General features: G+C 41.8%; 24 protein-coding genes. 9 read left to right on the top strand and 15 right to left on the bottom strand.

All coding sequences use genetic code 11. The features are described from left to right. Positions 1-33: 33 nt before the first annotated feature. Both BMW86_RS02200 and BMW86_RS02205 read right to left on the bottom strand, forming a co-directional pair. Positions 34-339, bottom strand: coding sequence for a winged helix-turn-helix transcriptional regulator (locus BMW86_RS02200; protein ID WP_218149098.1), 306 nt, complete (start codon positions 337-339; stop codon positions 34-36). Between the two features lie 88 nt (positions 340-427). Next, positions 428-868, bottom strand: a complete 441-nt coding sequence (locus BMW86_RS02205; RefSeq protein WP_089778540.1) for a nuclear transport factor 2 family protein — start codon at positions 866-868, stop codon at positions 428-430. A gap of 117 nt (positions 869-985) precedes the next feature. Here BMW86_RS02205 and BMW86_RS02210 point away from each other — a divergent pair, with 117 nt between their 5' ends. From BMW86_RS02210 to BMW86_RS02235, 6 genes are all read left to right on the top strand, one after another. After that, positions 986-1,390, top strand: coding sequence for a winged helix-turn-helix transcriptional regulator (locus BMW86_RS02210; protein ID WP_089778542.1), 405 nt, complete (start codon positions 986-988; stop codon positions 1,388-1,390). A 269-nt stretch (positions 1,391-1,659) separates the two neighbouring features. Further along, on the top strand, positions 1,660-1,977 hold the full coding sequence (locus tag BMW86_RS02215; RefSeq protein WP_089778544.1) for an ArsR/SmtB family transcription factor: 318 nt from the start codon (positions 1,660-1,662) through the stop codon (positions 1,975-1,977). Beyond that, positions 1,977-2,468, top strand: coding sequence for an SRPBCC family protein (locus tag BMW86_RS02220; RefSeq protein WP_089778545.1), 492 nt, complete (start codon positions 1,977-1,979; stop codon positions 2,466-2,468). The genes BMW86_RS02215 and BMW86_RS02220 overlap by 1 nt, the downstream gene beginning before the upstream one ends. Positions 2,469-2,513: 45 nt before the next feature. Further along, entirely contained in the window at positions 2,514-2,948 is a 435-nt protein-coding gene (locus tag BMW86_RS02225) for a VOC family protein (protein ID WP_089778547.1), read from the top strand. A 188-nt stretch (positions 2,949-3,136) separates the two neighbouring features. Continuing rightward, positions 3,137-4,180: an SDR family oxidoreductase gene (locus tag BMW86_RS02230; protein WP_089778549.1), complete on the top strand. Its 1,044-nt coding sequence runs from the start codon at positions 3,137-3,139 to the stop codon at positions 4,178-4,180. A 117-nt stretch (positions 4,181-4,297) separates the two neighbouring features. Continuing rightward, on the top strand, positions 4,298-5,107 hold the full coding sequence (locus BMW86_RS02235; RefSeq protein ID WP_089778551.1) for an AraC family transcriptional regulator: 810 nt from the start codon (positions 4,298-4,300) through the stop codon (positions 5,105-5,107). 150 nt (positions 5,108-5,257) lie between these two features. Here the strand turns inward: BMW86_RS02235 and BMW86_RS02240 are convergent, their stop codons facing one another. The 4 genes from BMW86_RS02240 to BMW86_RS02255 form a co-directional block, all read right to left on the bottom strand. After that, the gene (locus BMW86_RS02240) at positions 5,258-6,664 is read right to left on the bottom strand and encodes a glycoside hydrolase family 30 protein (protein WP_089778553.1); all 1,407 of its coding nucleotides are present in this window, start codon (positions 6,662-6,664) and stop codon (positions 5,258-5,260) included. Further along, positions 6,664-8,130: a RagB/SusD family nutrient uptake outer membrane protein gene (locus tag BMW86_RS02245; RefSeq protein WP_089778555.1), complete on the bottom strand. Its 1,467-nt coding sequence runs from the start codon at positions 8,128-8,130 to the stop codon at positions 6,664-6,666. The genes BMW86_RS02240 and BMW86_RS02245 overlap by 1 nt, the downstream gene beginning before the upstream one ends. A gap of 11 nt (positions 8,131-8,141) precedes the next feature. Beyond that, positions 8,142-11,099, bottom strand: a complete 2,958-nt coding sequence (locus tag BMW86_RS02250; protein ID WP_089778557.1) for a SusC/RagA family TonB-linked outer membrane protein — start codon at positions 11,097-11,099, stop codon at positions 8,142-8,144. A 354-nt stretch (positions 11,100-11,453) separates the two neighbouring features. Next, the gene (locus BMW86_RS02255) at positions 11,454-13,325 is read right to left on the bottom strand and encodes a 7TM diverse intracellular signaling domain-containing protein (RefSeq protein WP_089778559.1); all 1,872 of its coding nucleotides are present in this window, start codon (positions 13,323-13,325) and stop codon (positions 11,454-11,456) included. 57 nt (positions 13,326-13,382) lie between these two features. Between BMW86_RS02255 and BMW86_RS02260 the strand changes: the two genes are divergently transcribed. The 3 genes from BMW86_RS02260 to BMW86_RS02270 all read left to right on the top strand — a co-directional run bounded on the left by BMW86_RS02260 (position 13,383) and on the right by BMW86_RS02270 (position 16,917). Then, a complete protein-coding gene (locus BMW86_RS02260) occupies positions 13,383-13,817 on the top strand; it encodes a DUF2147 domain-containing protein (protein WP_089778561.1) in 435 nt (144 codons plus the stop codon). 46 nt (positions 13,818-13,863) lie between these two features. Beyond that, entirely contained in the window at positions 13,864-15,975 is a 2,112-nt protein-coding gene (locus BMW86_RS02265; protein WP_089778563.1) for a type IA DNA topoisomerase, read from the top strand. Positions 15,976-16,041: 66 nt separating this feature from the next. Continuing rightward, positions 16,042-16,917, top strand: coding sequence for a hypothetical protein (locus tag BMW86_RS02270; protein WP_089778565.1), 876 nt, complete (start codon positions 16,042-16,044; stop codon positions 16,915-16,917). Between the two features lie 80 nt (positions 16,918-16,997). Here the strand turns inward: BMW86_RS02270 and BMW86_RS02275 are convergent, their stop codons facing one another. The 9 genes from BMW86_RS02275 to BMW86_RS02315 form a co-directional block, all read right to left on the bottom strand. Next, entirely contained in the window at positions 16,998-19,358 is a 2,361-nt protein-coding gene (locus BMW86_RS02275) for a glycoside hydrolase family 16 protein (RefSeq protein ID WP_089778567.1), read from the bottom strand. A gap of 26 nt (positions 19,359-19,384) precedes the next feature. Continuing rightward, positions 19,385-19,774: a hypothetical protein gene (locus BMW86_RS02280; RefSeq protein WP_089778569.1), complete on the bottom strand. Its 390-nt coding sequence runs from the start codon at positions 19,772-19,774 to the stop codon at positions 19,385-19,387. Positions 19,775-19,880: 106 nt separating this feature from the next. Continuing rightward, entirely contained in the window at positions 19,881-21,143 is a 1,263-nt protein-coding gene (locus BMW86_RS02285) for an HTTM domain-containing protein (RefSeq protein ID WP_089778571.1), read from the bottom strand. Positions 21,144-21,368: 225 nt separating this feature from the next. Further along, positions 21,369-22,247, bottom strand: coding sequence for a DUF5777 family beta-barrel protein (locus BMW86_RS02290; protein ID WP_089778573.1), 879 nt, complete (start codon positions 22,245-22,247; stop codon positions 21,369-21,371). An 8-nt stretch (positions 22,248-22,255) separates the two neighbouring features. Continuing rightward, on the bottom strand, positions 22,256-22,792 hold the full coding sequence (locus BMW86_RS02295; protein ID WP_089778575.1) for a YceI family protein: 537 nt from the start codon (positions 22,790-22,792) through the stop codon (positions 22,256-22,258). Between the two features lie 3 nt (positions 22,793-22,795). Continuing rightward, on the bottom strand, positions 22,796-23,191 hold the full coding sequence (locus BMW86_RS02300; protein ID WP_089778578.1) for a c-type cytochrome: 396 nt from the start codon (positions 23,189-23,191) through the stop codon (positions 22,796-22,798). 12 nt (positions 23,192-23,203) lie between these two features. Continuing rightward, the gene (locus tag BMW86_RS02305; RefSeq protein ID WP_089778580.1) at positions 23,204-23,611 is read right to left on the bottom strand and encodes an OB-fold protein; all 408 of its coding nucleotides are present in this window, start codon (positions 23,609-23,611) and stop codon (positions 23,204-23,206) included. A 22-nt stretch (positions 23,612-23,633) separates the two neighbouring features. Continuing rightward, positions 23,634-24,887 (bottom strand): porin family protein, encoded by a 1,254-nt coding sequence (locus tag BMW86_RS02310; RefSeq protein ID WP_089778582.1) that lies wholly within the window; start codon positions 24,885-24,887, stop codon positions 23,634-23,636. Between the two features lie 8 nt (positions 24,888-24,895). Next, positions 24,896-25,471 carry an RNA polymerase sigma factor gene (locus tag BMW86_RS02315; protein ID WP_089778584.1) on the bottom strand — a complete coding sequence of 192 codons (576 nt, stop codon included), beginning with the start codon at positions 25,469-25,471 and terminating at the stop codon, positions 24,896-24,898. Between the last annotated feature and the right edge of the window lie 166 nt (positions 25,472-25,637).

Here is a 25,637-nt window from a genome sequence, read left to right on the forward strand (position 1 = left end):
TATCCATAGTCAGTGCACATTGTCCTAAATATTTCATACCTGTTGAGAGTTATCATGCTGGTGTTTACGGTGCGCAGCACCCCAACTTGCTATTGATAGAACTAAACTCTCTAAAGTTTTACCATGTTTTGTTAATTCATATTCTACTGAAATGAGTTTTGTATTCAGCACTCTACGGGCGACTATTTCACTCTGTTGCAGCTCCTGTAATTCCTTGGACAATACTGTTGCTGAAATACCTTCCACACCTCTCTGCAAATCCATAAAATGTGTTTTCCCATTTTCTAATAGAAAAGTGACAATCTGCATCTTCCATTTGCCCGACAGTAGCTGCATCATTTCTTTTACAAGTGTTAAAGAAAGTAGTTCGCTACAATTATTATTGGTACGGATTTTTGTTTTTTTAGCCCCCACTGTGTCAATTGTTCTAATTGTTCAGTGGTCTTGCCTCTACAATTATAAAGTAGCCAGTACGTTCTTTTATTAGCCATTTCCCGTTTTGACACACATATTTGTCATCATATTTAACACTATAATCTGTAATAATATTCTTTCCCTCAGACTCTCTTATCATTTTGATTTGAGAAAAAGAAACACCTGTAGCAGTATCTCCATCTATTTTTACTGTATGTTGTCCATTCATTGTAAAATAAGTTTTTACCAGAGAAGCATGTCCGTTAAATTCCTTTTCCAGGTTCTCTGTTCCAGAGACATTTGCTGCTAAAAAGTCGTTCATATAAGCTTTATATAGAGCATCCCGTGTAAATAACCCCATTTGTTCTGATATCTTTTTTTCATCACCTAAATATGCATAAGTGTCTATTAAATTCCTTAATTCTTCCTGTGTTCTCAAAATTTCTACTGTCATAACTTTTTATTTATTGATGTTGATGTTCATTTTCGTAAGTCAAAATTAGGCTACATTTGCTTACAATTTGTTAGTTGTTACCTAAAGGTTAGTGACTAACAACTTAATACTAGAGTTATGAAAGAAGAAAACGAGATTCCAAAAGCAGATAAAGCGTTTACTGAAGAATGTACAACGGTTTTAGCAGCCGTAGGAGATGCTTTATATGCCATTGGGGGCAAATGGAAACTGATGATAATTATTGCTATGGCAAGAGGCAACAACAGATTTACCGAACTTCAAAGACAGGTTACGGGAATTTCTGCAAGGGTATTATCCAGCGAACTTAAAGAACTGGAGCTAAACGGCTTCATTGTAAAAAAAGTATCGGTTGGGTATCCGGTACTCATAGAGTATGAACTAGCCCCCTACAGCCACACGCTCGAAAAGGTTGTTGCAGCTTTAACTGAATGGGGTATTCAGCACCGACAGAAAATCAAAAGTGAACTGTCTTCAAATAGCTCTTCTCAGTCCGAATCTTAAACTTAAAAAGAAAATTGTTATCTGCTGTTCATAAATAGCCCATATAAACTCAGCATAATTATTTAAAAATGAGATAATTATAAAGGTTTTCAAGTTCGAGCCCCCCTTCATGTAAAGTAAGACACGTTTGGTTAGTTATTGTAACGAATACCACAATTACCACTAAGCTTCCCGTCATTATACTCGAAAAAGAAATGTAAATATATTTGCGCAACTCAAAAGTTGCATATATATTTGCAACCTGAGGGTTGCTCAATTAATAATCAAGCATGAAACAAGATATATTCCAGGCCATATCAGACCCAACACGCAGGGCTATTTTAACGTTAATCGCTATCCAGGCATTAACACCAAATGCAATGGCGGAAAAATTTGATATGACCCGCCAGGCGGTATCAAAACATATTAAAGTATTGCACGAATGCGAATTGATTAAACCTGAGCATAGCGGCAGGGAGATTTATTATCACTTTAATGCGAAAAAAATGCAGGAGTTTGACCATTGGTTAGCCCAATTCAGGCAAAACTGGGAAACTCAATTTAACCAACTTGACCAATTATTAACAACAATTAAAGAACAGAAATAATGAACAACGATCTGCTATTTGATTTTAACGTTGACAAAACCGCGAAAACGGTTTATATAACCAGGGAGTTTAATGCCGGGCAATCTTTAGTATGGGATGCCTTTACCAAAGCCGAACTACTGGACCAATGGGGGGCACCTGCACCTATGCGCGCCAAAACCAAGTATATGAATTTTGAAGTAGGCGGGCGGCGATTTTACGCGATGATAAGCCCCGACGGGCAGGAGCGTTGGGCGGTGCAGGAATTTACATCCATCACCCCGAAAACCAATTTTAAGATGTACAACGCGTTTGCAGATAAAGACGAAAATCGTGAACTGCCGGGTTCTGAATGGGATTACAATTTCAGTGAACAAAATGGCATAACCAAAGTAAACATTACCATTTTTAATGAATCGTTTGAGCGATTGGAGAAATTATTGGAGGGCTTCAAAATAGGCTTCACCATGACCTTAAAAAACCTGGAAGATCTGTTGGCCTCTTTATCGTAGAAATTATAAAAGGGAAATTTACAATCACATTTAAAAATAAAAATTATGAGAACAATTAACCCCTGGATCAACTTCAATGGAAATGCCGAAGAAGCATTCACTTTTTACAAATCAGTTTTTGGCGGTGAGTTCACAAAGATCATTCGCTTTAAGGACCTGGCAAGCGCTGAATTTCCGGTAGCGGAAAAGGAAGCAAATAAAATAATGACCATTGCCTTGCCACTTGGCAAACACAATGTGTTAATTGCCAATGACGTTCCAGAATTTATGGGACGGGTAAACGAAAGCGAGAACAGGTCGAAAATAGCAGTTAGTGCAGAAAGCCGTGAAGAAGCCGACAAAATATTTAACGGACTATCAGCAGGTGGAGACGTTGAAGGGCCTATTGGCGACAGCCCCTGGGGCACTTACGCCGGCATGTTCAGGGACAAATATGGTATTGAATGGATAGTGGAATTTGACCCAAATTATAACGGGTAAATTTAACCGAAGAAAAAAGCGTCCCCTTACATGGTGCTGAGTCCAATGTCATAAAGTTAAACCAACCATTTGCTCGTAAAGATTTAAAGGATCCATTTGCGATCCTTTAAACAAATCAACTTCGGCCTTTTAAACAAAACACTCAATTATAATCATACCGATCTTTGTTGCATCAAATCATTAATAAGATGACAACAAATTCAAATAGTGAAAAATTAGTGCTGGTAACCGGCGGATCGGGATTCATTGCGGTGCATTGTATGCTGCAATTATTAAAAGCAGGTTATCAGGTAAGAACTACCGTCAGGTCGCTGACACGCGAACCAGATGTACGGGCCATGCTGAAAGAAGGTGGCATAGAAGCCGGTGAGCGCTTATCATTTATAGCCGCAGAATTAGGTTCAGATACAAATTGGGTGGAAGCTGTCACTGGCTGTACCTATGTTCTACATGTCGCATCCCCAACTCCTTTAAACGAGTATAAGCACGAGGATGAAATGATTATACCTGCCCGTGAAGGCGTACTGCGGGTCTTAAGGGGCGCTCGTGATACGGGTGTAAAGCGTGTGGTGCTTACCTCTGCAGTGGGTGCAATAATTTACGGGCACAAACCTCAAACAATTCCTTTTACAGAAAAAGACTGGACGATCACAACCGGGGATGTACCGGCTTACCAAAAATCAAAAACGCTGGCAGAACGGGCAGCCTGGGATTTTATTAAAAAGGAAGGTGGTGAGCTGGAGCTTTCAGTAGTTAACCCTGTTGGTGTTTTAGGCCCTGTGCTTGGTTCGGATTATTCTCATTCCATTCACTTTCTTCAAAATATGATGGAAGGAAAAATGCCCGGCTGTCCAAAGGTAAACTCTTCATATGTCGATGTGCGCGATGTAGCCGATCTGCATTTACGGGCTATGACCGATCCGGCAGCGAAGGGACAACGCTTTATTGCCACGGCAGGCGAAAGTATCTGGATGGTGGAAGTCGCTAAAATACTAAAACAAAATATGGGCGCAATGGCAGAAAAGGTAAATGTTAAAGAATTACCGAACACGCTGGTTCGGATTGCGGCGTTGACAAACCCCTTGGCTAAAGCCATCATTCCGTTTTTGAGCAAAGTGATGAATACAACCAATGAAAAGGCAGTAAGCCTGCTGGGTTGGGCGCCCCGCTCTACATCGGAAGCGATAATGGCTACTGCCGAAAGCCTGATCCGTTTAGGGATCGTTAAATAGGATTATTTCAACTCCTGCATTCTAATATAGCTATGTCTTTAACATCATATCAAACTATACTAATGAACAATATTGATATTCGCCATTATCACGATAACGTTTATTAATTTTACTAATATGGATACATTGAAAGTTACCAGTGTACCGGAAATATTTATATCCTGCAAAAAAGAAGTACACTATAGCCGTGAGTTGGTACTACCGTATCCCGCGTTGGTCAGAGTGTTATCTGGTGAAGTAAGGATAGCTGCTGCCGACCGACAATACAATTTCTATGCGGGCGATACGGTGCTGTTCCCCCGAAATCAATTGGGCCGTATGAGTAAATTACCATTGGATGGAAATCCTTGTATTGCCGTATCAATCGTTTTCAGGCGGGATATTTTACAACGGTTTTATACCAATCATCCGATCGCTTCACAAACATATCACAATCCTGGATTAATAGAATTTGCCGATCATCCCCTGCTCGAAAGCTTGTTTAATTCACTCACGCCCTACTTTAAATTAGCGGACGCCTTACCGTCTGATCTTGCCGCTTTTAAAATAGAAGAAGCAATCAGGGTGTTGCGGGCTATTGATAATAACGCAGATCATATACTCGGTCAACTTGATGAACCCGGAAAGATTGATCTGATGGACTTTATGGAAAAGAATTTTATGTTTAACCTGCCTGCTGGTAAATTTGCTTATTTAACCGGAAGAAGTCTGACCACCTTTAAACGGGATTTTAAAAAGAGGTTTAACAACACACCGGAAAAGTGGCTTACCCAAAAGCGCCTGGAATTAGCGCACTACCTGATTTTCGAGCAAAAGAAAAAACCATCTGATGTATATTTTGACATAGGTTTTGAAAATCTTTCGCACTTCTCCTTTGCGTTTAAAAAGCAATTTGGTTATAATCCAACTGCGTCTTTCATTAAGTGATAAAATTCCTGTTCTTTCATTATCAGCAGGATTCTCTTAAGATTTATTCAAATCGATGTTGCCAATGGTATGAGGTGTTCGAGAGACCTTTATTTAATAAAATGGGGACTTGTACTGATACCAGCACAAGCCCCCTATTTTCCATCCCCCTTATTTCAATATAATTGTACTCACCGCACCAGCCTTCAATAAATACGGATACACCACTGTACCATCCTGTACAGAAAACAGACGATCCTCTTTACTTGTATTCAACACCACCAGTACCCTACTCCCATCCTTATTCAAAAACGCTGTATTAGCCAATCCTTTAATCAAAGAAGAATACACTCTTAAAGCACCCGGCCTCACAAACCTGCTGAAATGCCCCAGTGCATAATACTCTATATTCTTCGTCACAGTACCATTGGTAGACTGCACCGTTACCACTCCCCTGCACGTCATACAACCACGGTTTACCTTAGAAGCGGTATCAGCCTGGTTGGTAGTGGGGCCGTTATACTCATCCAGCGCCATATTCCATAACAACACATTCTTAGACCAGTTATTCACCGTACCTATCAGTAAATTCCCTACCATATATTGCAGGTTATCTGCAAAAGAAGGTGCCCAGCTGCCCCCGGAACATTCCGTAAAATAAAGCCCCTTTTCAGGATGTGCAGCATGTACCTGGCTCATAGCGCCGACTGCTCCTTCATAACAATGAAATGCAGCGCCTGTAGCATATTTAGCAACCGCCGTATCATCCAAAATAGAAATAGGATACTCCGGACTATTCCAGTTATGATCAAACAACATAATCTCCGGCTTCAATCCTTCACGTACCAGCATGGGCCCCAGATGATCCTTAATAAATACCGCCTGCTCTGATGCCGTCATTTTCATACTTGGATAAGACGCTTCATACTGCGGCTCATTCTGTACTGTCAATGCTGTTATCTTAATACCATTATCGCCAAACGTTTTCAGATACTTCACAAAATACCTTGCATACACATCATAAGCATCCGCTCTTAAAGAACCACCTTCCAGCTTATCACTTGTCTTCATCCATCCCGGCGGGCTCCAGGGCGTTCCCATAATATGTATCCCCGGATTAATCGCTACTACCTGTTTCAGCACAGGTAACAACATACTATCACGTCCTATACTGAAATGTAATAAAGAATCATCCCGTTTGCCCGGAGGCATGTCATCATAGCTATAAGGAGCCACCGAAAAATCGGAGGCCCCTATAGACATTCTGATATAATTGATTCCTATCCCTCTTTCTAAATCAAATAACTCAAACAGCAAGCTATCACGCTGATTTAAACTCATATACTGCTGCATTACATACGCAGAAGAACCTGTCATCGCTGCACCAAATCCTTCTATCTCCTGGTACTGTAAAGCCGTATCAATACGTATATTGATAACTGCCGTATCCTTAACTGCATTCACCGCCGGTTGTAAAGCCAATAACTGTTTAGCATCAGGCGTAGTCAGAAAAACATTCGCCTGCTTAGAAGTACAAGCTGCTAAAATAAAAGCCAGACTATAAATTCCCCACCTCATTAATACCCTTCGTTTTGCGTTAAATTAGGATTCTGGTCCATCTCACTCTGTGGTATAGGCCATAATAATTTCTCTGCTGTTAAATGATATCCAAGGTTCACACCTTTGCCATCTGTCACCGCTTCCATCACAGGAATAGCACGATCAGTACGTACCAGGTCATACCAGCGCTGCCCTTCAAAAGCCAGCTCCAGTCTGCGCTCATTCTCAATTGCCAGTCTCATGGTAGATTGATCTGTTACTGTCAATGCATTCAGTTTAGCACGTGTACGGATTTCTGTTATAATATCATTCGCTCCTGATACATCACTTTGCTCATTCAACGCTTCTGCCTTTAACAATAGTACATCCGCTAAACGGTACAGGATGATATTCTGAGAACCATCAGACTTACGCATCTTATAAAAGAAAGGAAAACTATCCAGTGATAAACGTGTATCACTCCATTTACCATTTACATCGGCGAAAGTGAGTGTAGATTTCATACGAACAGAATCATGCGCATTCTGATATGCTCTTACCATATCATTACTGGGGTTACAGAACTTCTTCCAGTCTGTACCATAGAACATAGATGTTCCCCAGTTACCACCTGTATCCCAGCTATCAAAATTCAATTCAAAAATAGACTCCGCAGAATTCTCATGCGCACCATCCCACAGTTGATCATACACAGGCAACAAGCTATACCCCAATGCAATCACCTTATCACAATACGACTGTACCGTAGGCCAGTCAACCGGTTTACGCGTTGCATATATTTTCGCCAGCAATGTATACACGGCTCCTTTCGTCACAAATCCTTTATTGGATGCAGTAGCAGGTACTGCGTCAGCTGCACTTTTTAAATCAGTGATGATCTGGTCGTATACGCTGTCTGCACTGGTACGTGCAGGATATAACAACGGATAAATCTCTGCCAGGTTGGAAGAAGTAATAGTAGGCAGCTCTGTTAATACCAGCGGTACAGCGCCTTGCAATCTCACCAGGTCAAAATAAGCACGCGCACGAATAAACTCTGCTTCTGCTACGATCTGTGCTTTACGACTATCTGTCAGTGCAGCATCTGTTACTTTAGGTACATTTACAATCACCGCATTACAGGATGCAATGTGATTATACAGATATCCCCAGTCGCGTTGCACCCATGCATTGGTAGAAAGTATACGGTATTCATCTATCTCAAAACCGGCAGAATTATCGGCACCTGCATACGCATTGTCCGACTGTGCATCACTGATATTGAAATAGTCGAGTACATAATACTCTGCTCCGCCATTACGGAAATAAGCATAACAACTGGATAACGCAGATTCCGCAGTAGCAGCATCTTTGATAAAAGCACCTGCTGTACCCTGTCCGCCAGTACCACTGGTACTATTGGAGATAGGCTTCAGGTCCAGTTCTTTATTACACGCACCCAAAACGAATGCGATCATTATAATGAGATAACTTGAATTTTTCATGACTGTGGCGTTTAGAATTGCAGATTTAAACCTACGATGAATGTTCTGGCAACAGGATAAGTACCATAGTCGATACCCAGTGTTACCCCATTATCAGCATTAGTAGAGAAAGCATTTACTTCCGGATCAAACCCTTTATACTTCGTAATAGTAAACAGGTTCTGTGCAGTAGCATATACCATCAGCTTATTCAGATGTAATCTTGAAATAGCGCTCTCCGGCAGCTTATAAGATAAGGTAGTACTCTTCATACGCAGGAATGAACCATTCTCTACAAAACGGGAAGATGTACGTGAATTCGTTACATCTCCGTTGCTTGCTTTCGGAATATCCGTTACCTGTCCTGGTGTTGTCCAGCGGCGTAATACTTCGGTCGACTGATTCTTACTGTCATACATTCCTTCTGTTTCCATACGGGAAGCATTAAACACTTTATTACCCTGTGATCCCTGTAACAGGAAAGACAATGACCAGTTTTTATAATCGATATTGTTATTCAAACCATAAGTAAACTTAGGCTGCGCACTACCAATAACGGTACGGTCCTGCGGTGTAACATTACCATCTCCGTTCACATCTTTATATTTGATACTCCCTGTCTGAGGATCCACGCCTTCTGATACATAACCATAAAAAGTACCTAATGCCAAACCTTTCTGCAGGATGATAATATTATCCCTGTTTTCTACACTGGCATAATAATACACCTGTGATAACTGCAGATCAGTAATCTTGTTACGGTTAAAAGCGATGTTGAAATCTGTGCTCCATCTCAAATCCTTCTTATCAACATTCACAGAAGATATTACAAACTCCAGCCCTTTATTTTCCAGGCTACCGGAATTACGGGTGATATAATCATATCCTGTTGCAGGAGGTAATGTTACGTTCAACAACAAATCAGAAGTCTTCTTAATGTACGCATCCGCAGTAAAACTTAAACGGGAATCAAACATACTCAAATCGATACCTATGTTCGTTTGTGTAGTGGTTTCCCATTTCAGATCAGGATTAGGAGCGATTTTAGAAGGATTGATAACCGGACCGGATAACGGACTGGTAGGCGTTTGACGGGTATAAGTATTCAAGCCATAAGACGCATAAGGGTCCAGTCCTTCCTGGTTACCATTCTGTCCCCAGCCTGCTCTTACTTTTAAATCACTGATCGCTTTCACATCCTTCAGGAAAGGCTCTGCAGAAATACGCCAGCCGGCAGATACAGAAGGGAAATATCCCCACTTATGTTTCTTATCTAATTTAGAAGAACCATCCGCACGGAAGTTTGCCGTCAACAGGTATTTACTGTCATAATTATACATCACACGACCCAGATATGACATCAGGAACCACTGCGACTCATACGTATCTCCTACTATCTGGTTCGCTGCATTCAGCGTTTTCACAGTAGCATCTGCCGGAAAATCACGACCCGTTAAATTAGATTCATTATACTTATTCTTCTGGGTAGTTACACCACCCAATGCAGAAATACTATGCTTGTTCCATTTCTTATCGTAGTTCAGTGTATTCTCCCACAGATAAGTAAAGCTGTTAGTCTTCTGTGAAGTAGCATATCCATGATCATTACGACCAGGAGTAGTCATAATGTAATCCAGGTAATAATCATACTTATGACTGAAATAATCCACCCCGAAATTACTTCTGAACTTCAGGGATTTAGTCAGGTTGATATCCGCAGAAGCATTACCTAACACCCTGTTATCACCTGTTCCCTGAGTAGGGCCTTCAATTGCTGCCATAGGATTATCCCAGCCTGCTTTGTAAGGATTCATCGTATAACGACGGTTACCATCAGCATCCGTTTCATAAATACCCATGATAGGCGGTGCATTTAATGCACCCAGAATAGCTGCATTACGCCCTGCATTATCATTGTCTTTTAAATCTTTCAAAGCCACATTAGAGTAGCTGATATTTGTTGAAACCTTCAGCCACTCTTTCAGCTGATTATCTAAATTCGTTCTGAATGAATAACGGTTGTACTGTGCCGGTTTCACCATCCCATCATCTTTGGTAACAGCACCGGAAACGAAATACTGCGACTTCTCACTTCCTCCGGACATAGACAACTGGTAATTCTGATTATGCCCTGTTTTGAACACTTCCTTTAACCAGTCGGTCGTTTCTGTAGGAGTGGTAGTAGCATAACCCAGATCGTTCATCAGATCATTATACTGTGTTGGATTCAGTACATCGATCTTTTTTGCCACATTTGATACCCCATAATACGTATTGAAATTGATCACCCCTGCACCTGATTTACCTCTTTTGGTGGTAATCAGCACTACCCCGTTAGATGCCCTGGCTCCATAAATGGCAGCGCTGGACGCATCCTTTAACACGGTAATATTCTCGATATCATTAGGATTTATATCCCTGGTATCGGAAGTAGGTACCCCGTCTATTACATACAATGGCTCATTACCTGCCTGTACAGAAGTAGCGCCACGCACCCTTACAGAGAAGGCTGCACCCGGTTTACCGCTGGGTTGTGTAACCTGTACCCCGGCAGCTTTACCTTGCAAGGCGGCAGCTGTCTGAATAATAGGTCTTTCCCCTATGTCTTTGGTACTTACACTTACTACAGCCGTGGTCACATCTTTCTTTTTCTGCGTACCATAACCGATTACCACTACTTCATTGAGGTCTGTTTTCGTATCGGCCAGCGTGATACTCAACTGTGTACGGCCATTTAATACAACATTCTGCCCTTCATAACCTACATAGGAAATCTCTAATGTACCTGTTGAAGGAGCTTCGATGGAGAAATTACCATCTGCCTGTGTGGTGGTACCTCTGTTGGTCCCTTTGATTTTTACGGAAACCCCGGGAAGTGAAGTACCCTGTTTGTCCTGAACGTGTCCTTTTACAGTAATGTCCTGTTGCGCCATCGCAAAGCTGCATAACATAAACAGGCATGCTGTCAGGAATGTCACCCTTTTTTTCATAATGTGTCAGTTCTTAATTGTGGATATAAGTTCAATAAGCATATATAGCATAGGAAGATTCTCTCATAACATGGACTTCTTTCACAACGATGAGATAAAGATAAGGGGATTTAGTATTCTAAAATAAAAAATATCTTCACAAATAATTGGTTTTTAATTACTTATGAAAAATATGATACGCTTGAATACCATAGAGGGATTAGTGAGAAAAGTACTGATAATGAAGGGCACGAGGAGGATTTTCTGTTAATTTGATAAGAGAGGCTGATACGCTTGAGTACCCTTCATTTATTTTCAGGGTTCCTTCCTCTCTCCGTCCTCTCTCCTTCCTGTCTCCGTCCTGTCTGAAGCATATTAACCGCGCACTTCGTCGTCTAAGACCAGCAAGCTCCAACCCTGACCATTTGCCTGCTTTAATTCCTTCTTCCTTTCATCCATCATCTTAATAATACGGGTAGCATAAGACCAGCAGGTACTTTGCCTGATTTCGAGGATATCAGACAGTTTATGGGAAGAAATCTTCCCTTTAGTAGAATATACGAGGAAAGTGAGATAAAACGCTTTATTAATAGGGATACGGATATTCTGATAGATAGTATATGCTGTTGCCGACTCCTCATACCCACATTTACTGCAACGCCTGCTAAAAGGCTGATGACCGGCATAATAATGCTCATTCCCACACTTCCGGCAATGAAATGTCCCGGTCCACTTTAAATCCGCCAGAAACTGTAAACAGCTTTCCTTATCAGGATAAATCTTGCTAAACTCCTCAAAATCAAGGGAAGTAGACAAGGCCCTGGCCCTGCTTACCTTCTCCACATTTGTCTGCAGCTGTATATTATCCTGCTCCAGCAACGCATTCATTCGGGAAATCTCCGCGGCCTGGCTTTCTAATAAGGAATTCGTCTCTGTGAGGATCTCATTCTGCTCCGCAATTACCTGGGCCTGCTCAGATAATTCCTTAGTCCTGGCCTTTACCTGTGCTTCCAGTTCCATATTCAGGTTATCCTTCAGCCTGGCATTCTCCGTCATCTGCCGGATCATCATCCGCCTGGCCTTATCCCTTTTCTTCTTCAATAACCGCACCTTATCCCCCACTGCAAAAGACAAAAAGAACATTTCCAGGATAAAACAGAAACTCAGACTATAATAACTCACAATCCCGAAGTTCAGCCAGCTATACCCAAGCATAATAAAAAACTTGAGCATAAAACCCACAAACAAAAAGCTATACCCTAATACAAAAAACCGGGCAGGTCTATAGCCCCTGGCCAACACATGAATCCCTGTATAAAAAGCAACCGCCAGCGGGATCACCTCTATAAACTTATAATTAAACCAGTAAGGGTTGATGAACAAACAGGCTAAAAAGAACAGGCAACGTGCTATTATCACCCCCATAATCAGGCGGTTCAGCACCGGCACCCTGAACTCCACATACAACAGGCTACGTGTAAACAACAACGCAAAAATGCTCATACTCAGCAATGGCCAGGCAAAAGCATACTGATTCCAGTCGGGAGAATTTGGCCATAACCACTGATAGGCAATACCATCCGTACACATCTCATACAACACCACACTCAGGTTATACAACACATAATACAGGTACTGACGCTGCCTCATGGCAATGAACATAATCAGGTTATAAAAGCTGAAAATGAAGATCATGCCATAAAAAATCCCAAACGTCATGTATTCAGACAACGCATAAGAAACAAAATGATCAAACGAACGCAGTACGATAATCACATCCGCTGTTTGTGCAGAGCGCAGCCGGAAATAATACACTTCCGTTCCTTCTTTACTGTTATCTACCGGTAACTCGAAATTCTTATGCCGGAACCAACGTTGGGAAAAAGGATAACGATCACCCAGCAATACCTGCCTGCCATCCGGCAGATAAGCGGTTATCTCATCAATCGTCTGGTCAAAAAATTCCAGCAGATAATAATTATGCGATGCTGTATCATACTTAATTTTGATCCTGTACCAATAAACAGAACCAAGATGACCATTCTGCGGAGTACTGACAGCGCTGGGCTTAAAAGCAGCGTTTACAACCTGATCTAAACGTAACTTCCCTCCCGGATCTTCCAGATATTCAATTTCATCATAAGTAAATATATGCTGAGATAAACCTTTCTCAATAGGTACAGGCTGCTGGCCCCTGGTAGTGCTTCCCCCTAAAATCAATAATATAACTGCATACCAATAACGCATCAAAATATCTTGATCAGATTTGACAAAATCAAGCTAATTTACTTTAAAATTTCATCCATGAAGAGATTAGCTTTCATTCTCATTGTCCTTATAATTTCCACAGGCAAAATATTCGCACAAACTCCGGCAGCAGACAGGGTCCTCGGTAACTGGTTAAATGCTGAAAAAGATGCCAGGATTGAGATCTATAAAACAGGTAATAAATACTATGGAAAAATAATCTGGGGAAAGAACATTTTTAACCCCGACGGCTCTTCCAGAACAGACCGCAAAAACCCGGATGAAAAACTTAAATCCCGGTTACTCCTGAACCTCGTTATCCTTACAAATTTTACCTACGATGATGGTGAATGGAATGGCGGAAAAATCTACGATCCCAAAAGTGGTAAAACCTACAGTTGTTTCATGAAACTGGATGGAAGTAACCTGAAAATAAAAGGATATATAGGTATTACCTTACTTGGCAGAACTACCATCTGGACAAGGGGCTGATATTCCCGCTAATTATACGATATTTGCCGCCCTATTCAGAATTATTATGAAGGTTTGTATTGCCGAAAAACCAAGTGTGGCAAGGGATATTGCCGAAGTACTCGGTGCGAAGCAGCGCAAAGAGGGCTATTATGAAGGAAATGGTTATCAGGTAACCTGGACTTTCGGGCATTTCTGTACCCTGAAAGAACCACACGATTATTTTGATTACTGGAAATACTGGCGACTGGAAGATCTTCCCATGATCCCATCCAGCTTCGGTATCAAACTCATAGACAACTCCGGTGTACAAAAGCAATTCAAAATAATAGAAACCCTCGTTCAAAATTGTGATGAAGTCATCAACTGCGGGGATGCCGGGCAGGAAGGAGAACTCATCCAGCGATGGGTATTGTTAAAAGCCCAATGCGCTGTACCTATCAAACGCCTCTGGATCTCTTCCCTCACGGAACAGGCTATCCGCGAAGGTTTTAACAAACTGAAAGAAAGCGATCAATACAACAATTTATATGCTGCGGGCAGCGCACGCGCTATTGGCGACTGGCTCTTAGGCATGAATGCTACACGCCTGTTCACGAAGAAATTCGCCTCAGGAAAAGTAGTATTATCCATTGGCAGGGTACAAACACCTACCCTGGCCATGATCGTACAACGACAAAAAGAAATCAACGCTTTCGTTTCCGAAGAATACTGGGAATTAAAAACCATCTATCGCGAAACGGAATTCACCGCTACCATAGAACGTCTCCGCAACCTGGAGAAAGCCAATAAAGGGCTTGCCTACCTCAAAGAACATCCCTTTGAAGTCACCTCTTTCGAAAAGAAAGAAGGAAAAGAAGGGAATCCCCGCTTATTCGACTTAACCGCCTTACAGGTGGAAGCCAATAAGAAATATGGTTTTTCTGCGGATGATACCCTTAAATATGTGCAAAGCCTCTACGAAAAGAAACTGGTCACCTACCCCAGGGTAGATACCACTTATCTCTCGGAAGACTTACACCCTAAAATTGCCGGTATCATGCAGGACATGACGCCTTATAGCGCCTTAACTGCATCCATTTTAGCTAAACCCATCCCTAAGCTAAAATCAGTCTTCGATGATAAAAAAGTAACGGATCACCATGCTATTATTCCTACAGGCGTATACCCCGGTGGTATTGGTCTGGAAGAAAAACGTATCTACGACCTCGTTGCCCGTCGTTTCATCGCTGCCTTCTACCCGGAGTGTAAAATATCCAACACTACTGTTCTGGGTAAAGTAGGACAGGTAGAGTTTAAAGTAACCGGTAAACAGATCCTGGAACCAGGCTGGAAAGAAGTTTATGCCAATGATGTCAGTGCTAAAAAGGAAGGGGAAGAAGAAGAGAAAGTATTGCCATTATTTGTAGTGGGAGAAACTGGCCCGCATACCCCAAGGGTACATCAGGGTAAAACCACTCCGCCTAAAGCCTTTACAGAAGCTACTTTGCTAAGGGCAATGGAAACTGCCGGTAAACAGGTGGAAGATGAAGAAATGCGTGAGCTCCTCAAAGACAACGGCATAGGCAGACCATCTACCCGTGCTAACATCATTGAAACACTGTTCCGCAGAAAATATATAGAGAAACGCAAAAAGAACATCTTTGCGACTCAAACGGGCATGGACCTCATAGATACTATCCAGTCGGAACTCCTTAAAAGTCCGGAGCTAACGGGGATATGGGAACGTAAGTTACGCCTGATAGAGAAAGGCGAATATGCCATGGAAACCTTTAAACAGGAGTTAATACAAATGGTCGTAGATCTTACTATAGAAGTAAAGACCAATGCCCATAAAACAATCACAATAGCACCTGATCCGCCACCGGTGCCTGAGAAAGAAGAACCTAAGCCTAAAGAGCCGAAGAAAGCTATTGTCATTGAAGAACTCTCTTGTCCTAAATGTAAGGAGCAGCTCCTTAAAAAGGGCAATACTGCTTATGGCTGTGCTAATTTTAAAGTATGTGGTTTTAAAATCCCTTTCGAAATCCTGGGTAAAAAACTATCAGATAAACAAATAGTGGATCTCTTAAGCAAAGGAAAAACCGGTAAGATCAAAGGATTAAAAGTTCCTGGTAGTGATACAGAGAAGGAAGGTAAGCTGGTAATGACAGCAGATTTTAATATTGAGATGGAATAAGAAAATACTGATTTATTATCGTATTTTTAAAAATCTAATTTATACCTCATCCTATACTATCATTTAATGTACTCCAACCGACAAAGAAAACCAGCTCCTCCTGCTTTTAAAGCGGCAGCTGATGAACAGAGAAATGGAATTTCCAGACCGGCAGTACAGATGCAACCCGTTGTCCAAAGGGAAATCCTTACCGAGAAAGGACCAGGAGAAGGCGGTATGACAGTTAAAGAGAGAGAATCTTTCAGTGAATTTCTTAAATATAATAAAGTAGAGAATCCGCTGGCGTTTACGCCTGGAGACTATGCCTCTATGGAAGCCGCGTATGAAAGCCTGCGTCCTCTACAGACCAAATTAAGTGCTAAAATGAGGGCCGACAGAAGGGCTCCGGTTAAAGTCCAATTCAAAGAAATCTATACTAAACTACTTGCAGCTCTCAAAGCAGAATTAAAAGATGGTCACCCCTTATGGGACGATGCAGTTAACAGGGCTGTAGAACGGCATGATGCATTACCGGGGAATAATAATCAGGATCCTAAATACCAGGAAGTAGCACTTTTACAGTGGCCGGATATAGTGTCCCGGTATACAGCAATGCCCGATTCTTTCTGGAAAGCAGTAAGAAAATTAAAAAGGGAAAGGCATGGTGAGGCAAACCGTCCGGTGCCATTTAGTACACTATGCAATACTGTATATGCCGATATGCAGGCAAAGTTTGCACGTTGGAATGGAAGCACAACTACAAGAGGAGAATGGTATGGTAATACCGAGCCGGGAAGACCAGCCGGCGCAACTGACCTTAGTATAGACCTTGCGGTTGAACTGAGACGTAAAGTAAGTGCTGACTGGCGATACTCCAATAGCGACTCAGGTGCCATATCATTTAAGAGGGATAGACCTGACGCAGAAGGTAGCCCCTTTATCTATCACATGAAAGCTCCTTAGTAAAACTGATTTATTTCTGTACATAATAAAACTCCGCAGGAATTCCCTTATCAACAGGAACTCCTACGGAGTCAATTAATCTATTCAAAATTCTTATACCCGTCAAACGGATACGTCTCTCCTACTAATCTGTTAGTTCCGCCAGCTACCGCATCAGAAAAAGGTTCATGAGAAATCCTCTTCACAAACATCTTCTGATACTTCCAGTTAGCTACAGAACCTGCCCATCCGCCAGTTGGCCTCACTAACCAGGGCTTTACAGGGTCCGGCTGTGAAGGGAACCACAGTCCTACAGTCCATCTGCCTGGTACATCCGGTACAAAATGCGTATTCACCTGCACCTGCTGCCCGTCTACAAAAAACTCTACCCTGTTCGCATACCAGTCGAACCGGAACTCATGAAAAGCCCCATCCCACACATTCTTGCCGATGCTGGTCAACATCGCAAAGAACTCATCCTGGAAAGGATCTGTACCAAAAGTAAACCCATTACCAGCTCCCAGCTCACCCTTCCAGTTATTACACTTCATATTATCCTTGCGGGGCTGATAGATAAGTTGTACCTCATTATTGATCTTCGTCCAGCTGGATAACAGATTAGGAGCAGCTGCATTTGTCAGCTGCCAGGTACCATTCTTCGACGGATCAGGATCTTCCGCTACTGCTACCTTCTCACCTGCCCATACGATGTTATAATTAGGCGTGATCATCTCCGCAGTAGTCGCAAATACATACATCGAATTATGACTGGGCAATTCAATATCAATCTCATTATTCTCCACTACATAATACCCATCTCCAAAACTTCCCTGCCGGTGTAATCCCTGCGCCAGCAATTGCTCATACCTTGGGTCCTGTGGATACACCTCTCCGTAATGGAAAGTCCAGAAGGCAGGCGCCACACCAATATCCAGAGGTAACTTCGCCTCTACTATATAACGCCCGTAACCACAATACTCCTTAGAAGAAATAACCGCACCCACACGTTTTGTCCAGGGCTCTCCAAAAGCAGGGTCCTGCGGGATATCATGGATCTTTAAACTGCCATCCCGGTTATACCCCTGTAAGGTGCCATCATACAGATCACCATGCGCTTCAAACACCAGCGTGTTATCCTGTAAATACACATTCTCCGGAGATACACCGCCATTTGCACCTCCCCACGCTTTCGCCATACCAAAATACTGCTGCTGCAACAACGTAGCCGCATTCGTATCCGTAGCGAAATTAATAGCAAGCGTAGCGGCAGCTTTCGTCATCTCCAGTATCTCTATATTCACAGGAGCTGTCACACCAGAACTGTTCTCAATATAGAACTTACGCGCACCTACCGGCGCATCAGGTGGCACAGTACACACTATCCTGTCATTATTCAGTACTATCATATTCCTGCGCAGTATCCTGTACTTATCCTGGCTGTCAGCCGGGTTCTCCAATATCCCCACAGGATACGGCGGGTCCTGGTATTTACCTGCAATATTATTGTCCAGATCTACCGTTGTGTAATAAACATTCCGGAAGATACCCCCTGTGGCCACACTATTACTTACAGCCTCCCTGCCCACTAACAAAGCATCCGTTTCAGTGGTCACCGTATACACACCGGCAATACTAAAACTACCTGTAAACGTATTGAAATAGTTCAACCATAACTGAGATAACGCAATGTCAGATGCACGGAAAACAACCACCTTATTCCAGCTATCCGTATTAATAACATTCGTACTGATGATCTCTTCTGTTACATTGCCATTCTTCTGTCTCCAGTGTACTTTTTTCGTAGCCGCATCCACATAAATGTATACGCCATTCCCTGTAGTTGTCTCACAGGATAACAACGGCCACTCTCCCGTTGCAGGCAGGTCTGCCGATGCAACAAAGAAGTGTACACCAAGTCCATACCTGGACGAAAACAGCGGCAGATTCACTGAAGGCATTTCTATCTTATCAGTAGTCCCGGAAATCTTCATGCCAATGAGGTCATTCGCTTTCTGCCATACAGGTGTTCCTGTCAGCACAGCCGCTGTATAATTGCCGAACCAGTCTGCCAGTGTATTCTCCAGGGAATAATACGCACCCACCTTTGGCGGTAGTGTAGCATCCCTGAAACCACCACCCGGTGCAGCATAGATCAGCTCTGAATTATGATAATACTTCTTTGTGACAGCAGTAGTTGTTAACTCCTGCGGTGTATTAAAGACCATTTCAATCTGCCCACCGGCAGGATTATTATTACTTACCCGGAATACATAGCCCGTATTCTCATCCAGTCCTTTTATGGTAGGGGGATTAAAAATAGTACCATCAGATAATACCTGCAATCCATCCGTAATCACTGTGTAATTACTGTCTACTTGTTTTCTCACCGCAAGTGTCATTATCTGAGGCTCCGTAGCTGATTGCCCTGGTGCCCAGTTGATCTTTTTAAGTTCGATGTTCATTGTAATTTCTTTTTGGGGGGTACTGACTAAACAAAGTTTCCGATTTCAAGGCTCAGCATAACGCCAGGACTACTAACACCCGTCCCTTTGCTCATATACAAACGGAACCAGGCATCACTGGTATCATTAAATTTCTCATACAGCTCTCCCCCACCTGTAATAAAGGGGCATATCACCTGCATACCACTTACTGCGTCCGGGTATTGAAGATTTAGCTGCTGATCTGTTAAAGGGCTGAATACATCTTCCCTTACTACCTTCCTGGTCATAGCAGCCAATTCCTGCACCTGCTCAAACAAATCATTGTAGCTGTCCAGGTCTGCTTTACCATCAAATAAAATTCGTAGATTATCAACCATCAGGTCGAAAGCATCGTCTGTAGCGATACTCTCCTGTGTTACTTTTGAGGATCCCATTTTGGTGTTTTTTGGTTTAACGTGAAACAAAGCACATCTCTCAGGTCCCGAAACTAATCATTCACTTACTACACTATCTGCGTAGTGAGAAGTTACAAACAAAATTCTATTGTAAAGGTACAATCCACTTCGAATGTCTGTATGGTTCCCATTTTACAGCTGCAAGATCCGTATTCGGATCTATGAGGAACTGTGGTTTCCCTCCGTTTAAACTCACCTGGCTCATCACATAAATCCTTACATGCGGGAGCCCTTTTTTATTACATTCCTCTTTCAGTCTTTGTGCATATTGCCATATCATATCCGGCAATCCTACCAATGAATTGAGCGTAATATAATTCAGTCTGTTCTCCGGTTCATCTATCCAGGTCTTTCCGGAATCAGGATCTGTGATCCTGAAATATACCCATCCGGATTTATTACACAACATCATCCGCCAGCTCATACGGAATCCTTCTCCAGTCCAGTTAGGGTCTGTGCCGTATAACAGATAACGTACAGGTAATAACAACTGGATCAATAAATACGTCCCCATCACATACATCCCTATCTTACTTTTACCATCTACGACTGGCCGCCGCACACGGGTTTCAGGAAAGAAAAAGATCATAGCAGACAAAGACAGGAAAGGAAAGATACCTATGTTAAAAATAAATGCATTGAACAGATGAAAAACACATGCCATGCAGAAAGCAAAAATTCTTGTCCGCTTATACAATAACAATGGCGTAATCAGCAGATCGAATAATAAACCACTATAACAAAGGAATAGCTGTACACTTCTCTCCTGTAAAAAAGAATAATCCATTCCGGTCATCAGGTATTTCATATACCTGCCGCTAAGCCATTCCGCATTGATTTTATTGATAGCCGCAAAAGTATATACAATACCAAACTGAATAATAAACAACCAGCCTACCCATCTGGGACAAACATTACTTTTCTTCACATTCCCCACAGCAAAACGATGATGCGCAGGCATAAAACACATCAGTAAACAAACAAGGATCATCAGGTAATAATGATTGTTATAATCACATTTCTGCATCAGGTAGATAATCGTCCACATCACAGTAAACACAGCCATCACTATCCTGTAAAACGCACCTGTCATAATCATTATTCCCAACAGGCCCATGATAGAAAAATAGATATACATACCATTTCCTGGTAAAGGTTGTAACCATTCGAAACCGATAAAAGGAAAAGTAAATGCCGGGTTGATAAACAGCTCCGCAACTTTACCGGATATCATGTCATTTGTGCATTCCAGGAACAATAAAAATCCTAGCAGGATGCGGAAAACAATCAGCGGTCTGTTATCCACTGGTTCCCACAACCGGCTATTTAAACGGCTGGCATAAGTCATACAGCGGAAAATAATAGCTATCCCACATCATGCCCAACAATAATATAAGCATCGCGGATATTTGCCGACAGACAGCTTAATTTCCCTGACCAGTACCGTTTTTACATGAAAAAGGGCGTAAATTATTTGTAGATGATTTACGCCCTTTCGTCGCAATTTTGCAACAAATACAAAAAAGCCCCCCGGATAATATCCGGAGGGCACACGATAGCATAGGTTATGGATCTACTTCTTAAAATTGAATGCTCTTGTAACATTGAATCCGAAGAAGATATCTCCTTTGCCCCAGGTTCCCGTCGTCTTAGCAAGATAATAAGGTCCTACCATTCCGCTGGCATTGGTAAACACCAGCTGAAATACGTGTCCTCCCGTTTCAATATCTATTCCAAGAGATATGGAACTTTTTACGCTTGTAGTCACTACCTGATCAGGTAAAAGATAATTATATTCTGCTGTGATACTCATTCGTTTGGTGAACTTCATACGTCCACCTGCACTCACTGCAAAAACATCACTCTTATCCTGTGCTGTAGGCACCAGGTTAAAGTGCATCCATGCCGGCACCACTTCCAGTGATAAATTACGCGTAAACTTACGTGCAATAATTACCTGCGTGGTATAAGCGGTACGATAACGTGCATCCAGATAAGGCTTATCTGTATAACGCTGTGTATAGTTCGTTACCAGTCCATACAAACTCACAGATACAGGTATCTGGTGTGTTGTCTGCTGCAACAGTTTATACTTCAGTGAACCGTCAAAGGTCTTATCCTCAGAACTCCTGCCCAGACCTACAGCCAGCCTGTCCGTAATACCATAATCCAATCCAAAACGGATAGAGGCATTGTCCAGTCCAAACAATTCATACGCACCACCATTCAGTTTCCCGAAACGGTGCATAATCATAAACTGTAAACTCTGTTTACCCGGAGATTCTACCGTAGGTAAATTTACTATCTGCGTAGCTTTGAATGTACCCGTTACTACTTCATGCTTTTGCTGCGTGCTGAGTGAATCATCCAAAGACTGCAACAGGCTGTTATCCTGTGCCATTAACCGGTTACCCGCTACTAATAAAAGAAATAAGAATGCTGTTTTTTGCATAAAACAAACTATTTAGGTAAAAATTCAGCACTCACCTGTACAGGTATCTCTGCCGCAATTTTGTCTTTAACTAATGATGGTATCTTAATATTATAATCTGATGGCTTGATGCTGAAAGCAGATTTACCCACCAGCTTTCCCTGCTGCAGATTCAGTTCTGCAGGCATACTAACAGGTTTGGTAACTCCGTGCATGGTAAGCTTACCATCAATCTGCACTTTATACACACCAGGTGTTGTACCGATATTTCCTGTGATAGTACCCTCAAACTGTGCCTTTGGGAATTTATCACTCTCCACATAATTCTCGTTGAAATGGTCCTGCATCAGCTGTTTCTCAAAAAGAAAATTCTTTTGCAGTAATGTAAAGGCAATCGTTTTCTTCGAGGCATCAATGGCAGCAAAAACCTGACTGTTAACAGCCTTGATATCTTCCATTGGTGTCTTCGAATAGAAACTTATTTTGCCATTGCGCGTAATCCACGACTGTGCCTGCGCTGGTATGTATAACATACTGGCCAGTATGATTGAATATAATACTTTCATAAATTAGTTATTTTGTGTACCACGGTTAATCCAGTCCTTGATAATGTTGATATTACAATCAGACAATTTAGAGCCACCCTGCGGCATAGCAGGATAACCTGAAGCATGTGTAATAACACCAATCAGATTACCATTATCTACCTGTGCTTTCAGCTTGGCATAACTATCCAGTGCTACACCACCGGAAGCAGCTCCTGTAGTATGACAACCGTAACAGTAAGAAGAAATAATAGGCTGTACATTGGTTGCATATTTCATATTAACAGTGTCGCAGCTGCTACCACCAGTACCAGTTGTGTCCGCAGCAAGGTCGGCTTCATTACTTTTAGAACAGGATGATACCATCATCAGGTTACAGACAATGATTATTGCAGCTAATGTGAGGAGTACTTTCTTCATAATTTTAACGGTTTATTTGTTGACGATAGTTGCATCTATAATACTTACATCCATTAAGAACCCTGTACAACGGCCCTTCACATGTATCAGCGATCCCTTAGGCGGAGCAGCTACATCACCTACCATTGTGCAATTCACACCTCCTCCACTACCCTCGCCCGCCAATAACACAGACAGATCTTTTCCACTTTTCTGCACATCCAGCACAGTTCCTGTTATTTCAAGTACTTTATTCCCATACTGCGTATCCGCAGCCTGTTCATCCTTTGTATAAGCATCAAATAACTCTTTGGCAGATACCAGTTTATCCGCACTCATTTCAGCCGCAGTAGTTCTGGGCATATTGTACAGGTGATAACCTATGGCCATGGCTGTAAGGCACAGGATTACCCCTGCGAAAATGATGATCCTTTTTCGCATTATGTAATGTTTGATTTAAAAACTAAAAACGGATTGGTCTTGTAATACCAACGTTAAGGCCCACACTCGTTATTGGCAGATTACCAATTCCTACCCCACCAGCAGGTATATTCAGATATGGCTCTACACGCAATGTACCTACAGCACCTAAGCGATGCTCATAACCTACCCCTGCATGTATAATAGAAAACCAGTTACGGGTGGAGTTTCTATAGTCCCAGGTTTTCGTATCAACCCAATTGTTCACCTCATACTTATAAGCATAATTCTCCCTGTTCATGATATAAGAAGTAAGCCCCCCATTCACATACCAGTTGCTCTTCTCTTTTATACCAAAAACATATCTCACTGTAACAGGTATCTCAATCATATTACACCAACCATCTACATTGATAATCTTCGTATCTGATGGTATCGGTATCTTTTTTGTGCTGAAATGACTACCATCTGAATAATAATATTTCTTTTCAAGCAATACCCCTGTTTCAACGGCTACGCGCCTGGAGATCCTATACCCTACTACAATCCCTGCATTGTATCCTACCTTGCTTACATGCTGTAATTTCACTGTACTGATATCCGGACTGGCAACAATCCCTACATACAAACCTTTCTGCACCTTTACAGGAACATCCATTTTTTCAACCACAGGTGATGTAGTTATTACTGGTTTCTTTACAGGCTGCAATGCGGCAGATATACTCCATTCTCCTGCATTGGCAGAAGGCAATACGTGTATGCTTAAAGGTGGTACGATATCATTGTCGGCACCGGATAAAGTAATTCCGGTTGTATTGTTCACTGTTTTCTCTGAAATAGTTTTGTTTACGCTGTTATTATTATCACTGTTCGATGCAATAACGGGCCTGTAAATATTATTATTGTTGATTACCAGTTTTTTAATTTTAGTATTTACATCAGTTTCTGGTACGCTCTCAGTTACCGGAATATTATTATTACTATTTGCATCAGTTTTTGATACTTTTTTAGCAACAGGAACGCCTACATTATTTTTATTACTATTTACACTTGTTATACCAGTTTCACCATCTGTAAGCGGTAATAAATCTCCCGTTTCCAATGATGGAATACTAACTCCCAATACCAGCAATACCAGCATCGGTCTCCACCACCACCTCAGCAATTTGTTGAATGAGGAAGCAGGCTTCTTCTCAGAAGCAGAAGACTCAGACAACCTACGCATTACCGCATCCCAATCCTGTCCGTCAGTCTTTAGGGGATACTGCGAAGCTGCCTTACGAAATAATTCGTCCATATCGTCATCTAGAAGCTGCATACATCAAATTCCTGTGTATCATTACTTAATTTCTTCTTTAAATGTGCCCTTGCCTTTGCCAGGTTGGACTTGGATGCCCCTATACTGATACGAAGCTTATCCGCTATCTCCTGGTGGGAAAAGCCATCTATTACATACATGTTAAATGCGACCTGGTAAGAAGGGGGCAACTCCTTTATCAATACAATCAGCTCCTTATAATACAGCTTTTGTTCTGCCGATTCACCATCATAGGCTTCCTCCCATACGTAATCGGGAATCCCCCCTATCTCGGGAATCATGTTCTTTCTACGCAATTCATCAATCGCCGTATTCACCATTATCTTCCTTATCCAGCCCATGAGCATCTTTTCCGCATCCTCGGTTTCTTCATAACTAAACCGCTCAAAATGGCTGAATAACTTAACAAAACCATCATTTACGATGTCTGCCGACCTTTCGTACCTATAAATATACCTGAAAACGATCTTAAATGCATAGCCATAATAGCGCTCATACAGAAGCTTTTGGCATCTGGACTGCTTATTCTGGCACCCATCTATTATTGCTATCAGTTGTTCCAAATCAATTTAGTAATGGTCAAAATTTGTCGTTCTACAATAATAATACGTGAACAGAGGAGAATGGTTGCCTGGGATGAAAGATATTTTTAAAGAAAAGGGGGTCAAAAACAGTAACTTATTAATAATCAACAACATAAAATATATTTATTGAAAATAAAATCTCTTT

The sequence above is a fragment of the Chitinophaga sp. YR573 genome (assembly GCF_900110995.1).
In the GTDB taxonomy this organism is placed as follows: Bacteria; Bacteroidota; Bacteroidia; order Chitinophagales; family Chitinophagaceae; genus Chitinophaga.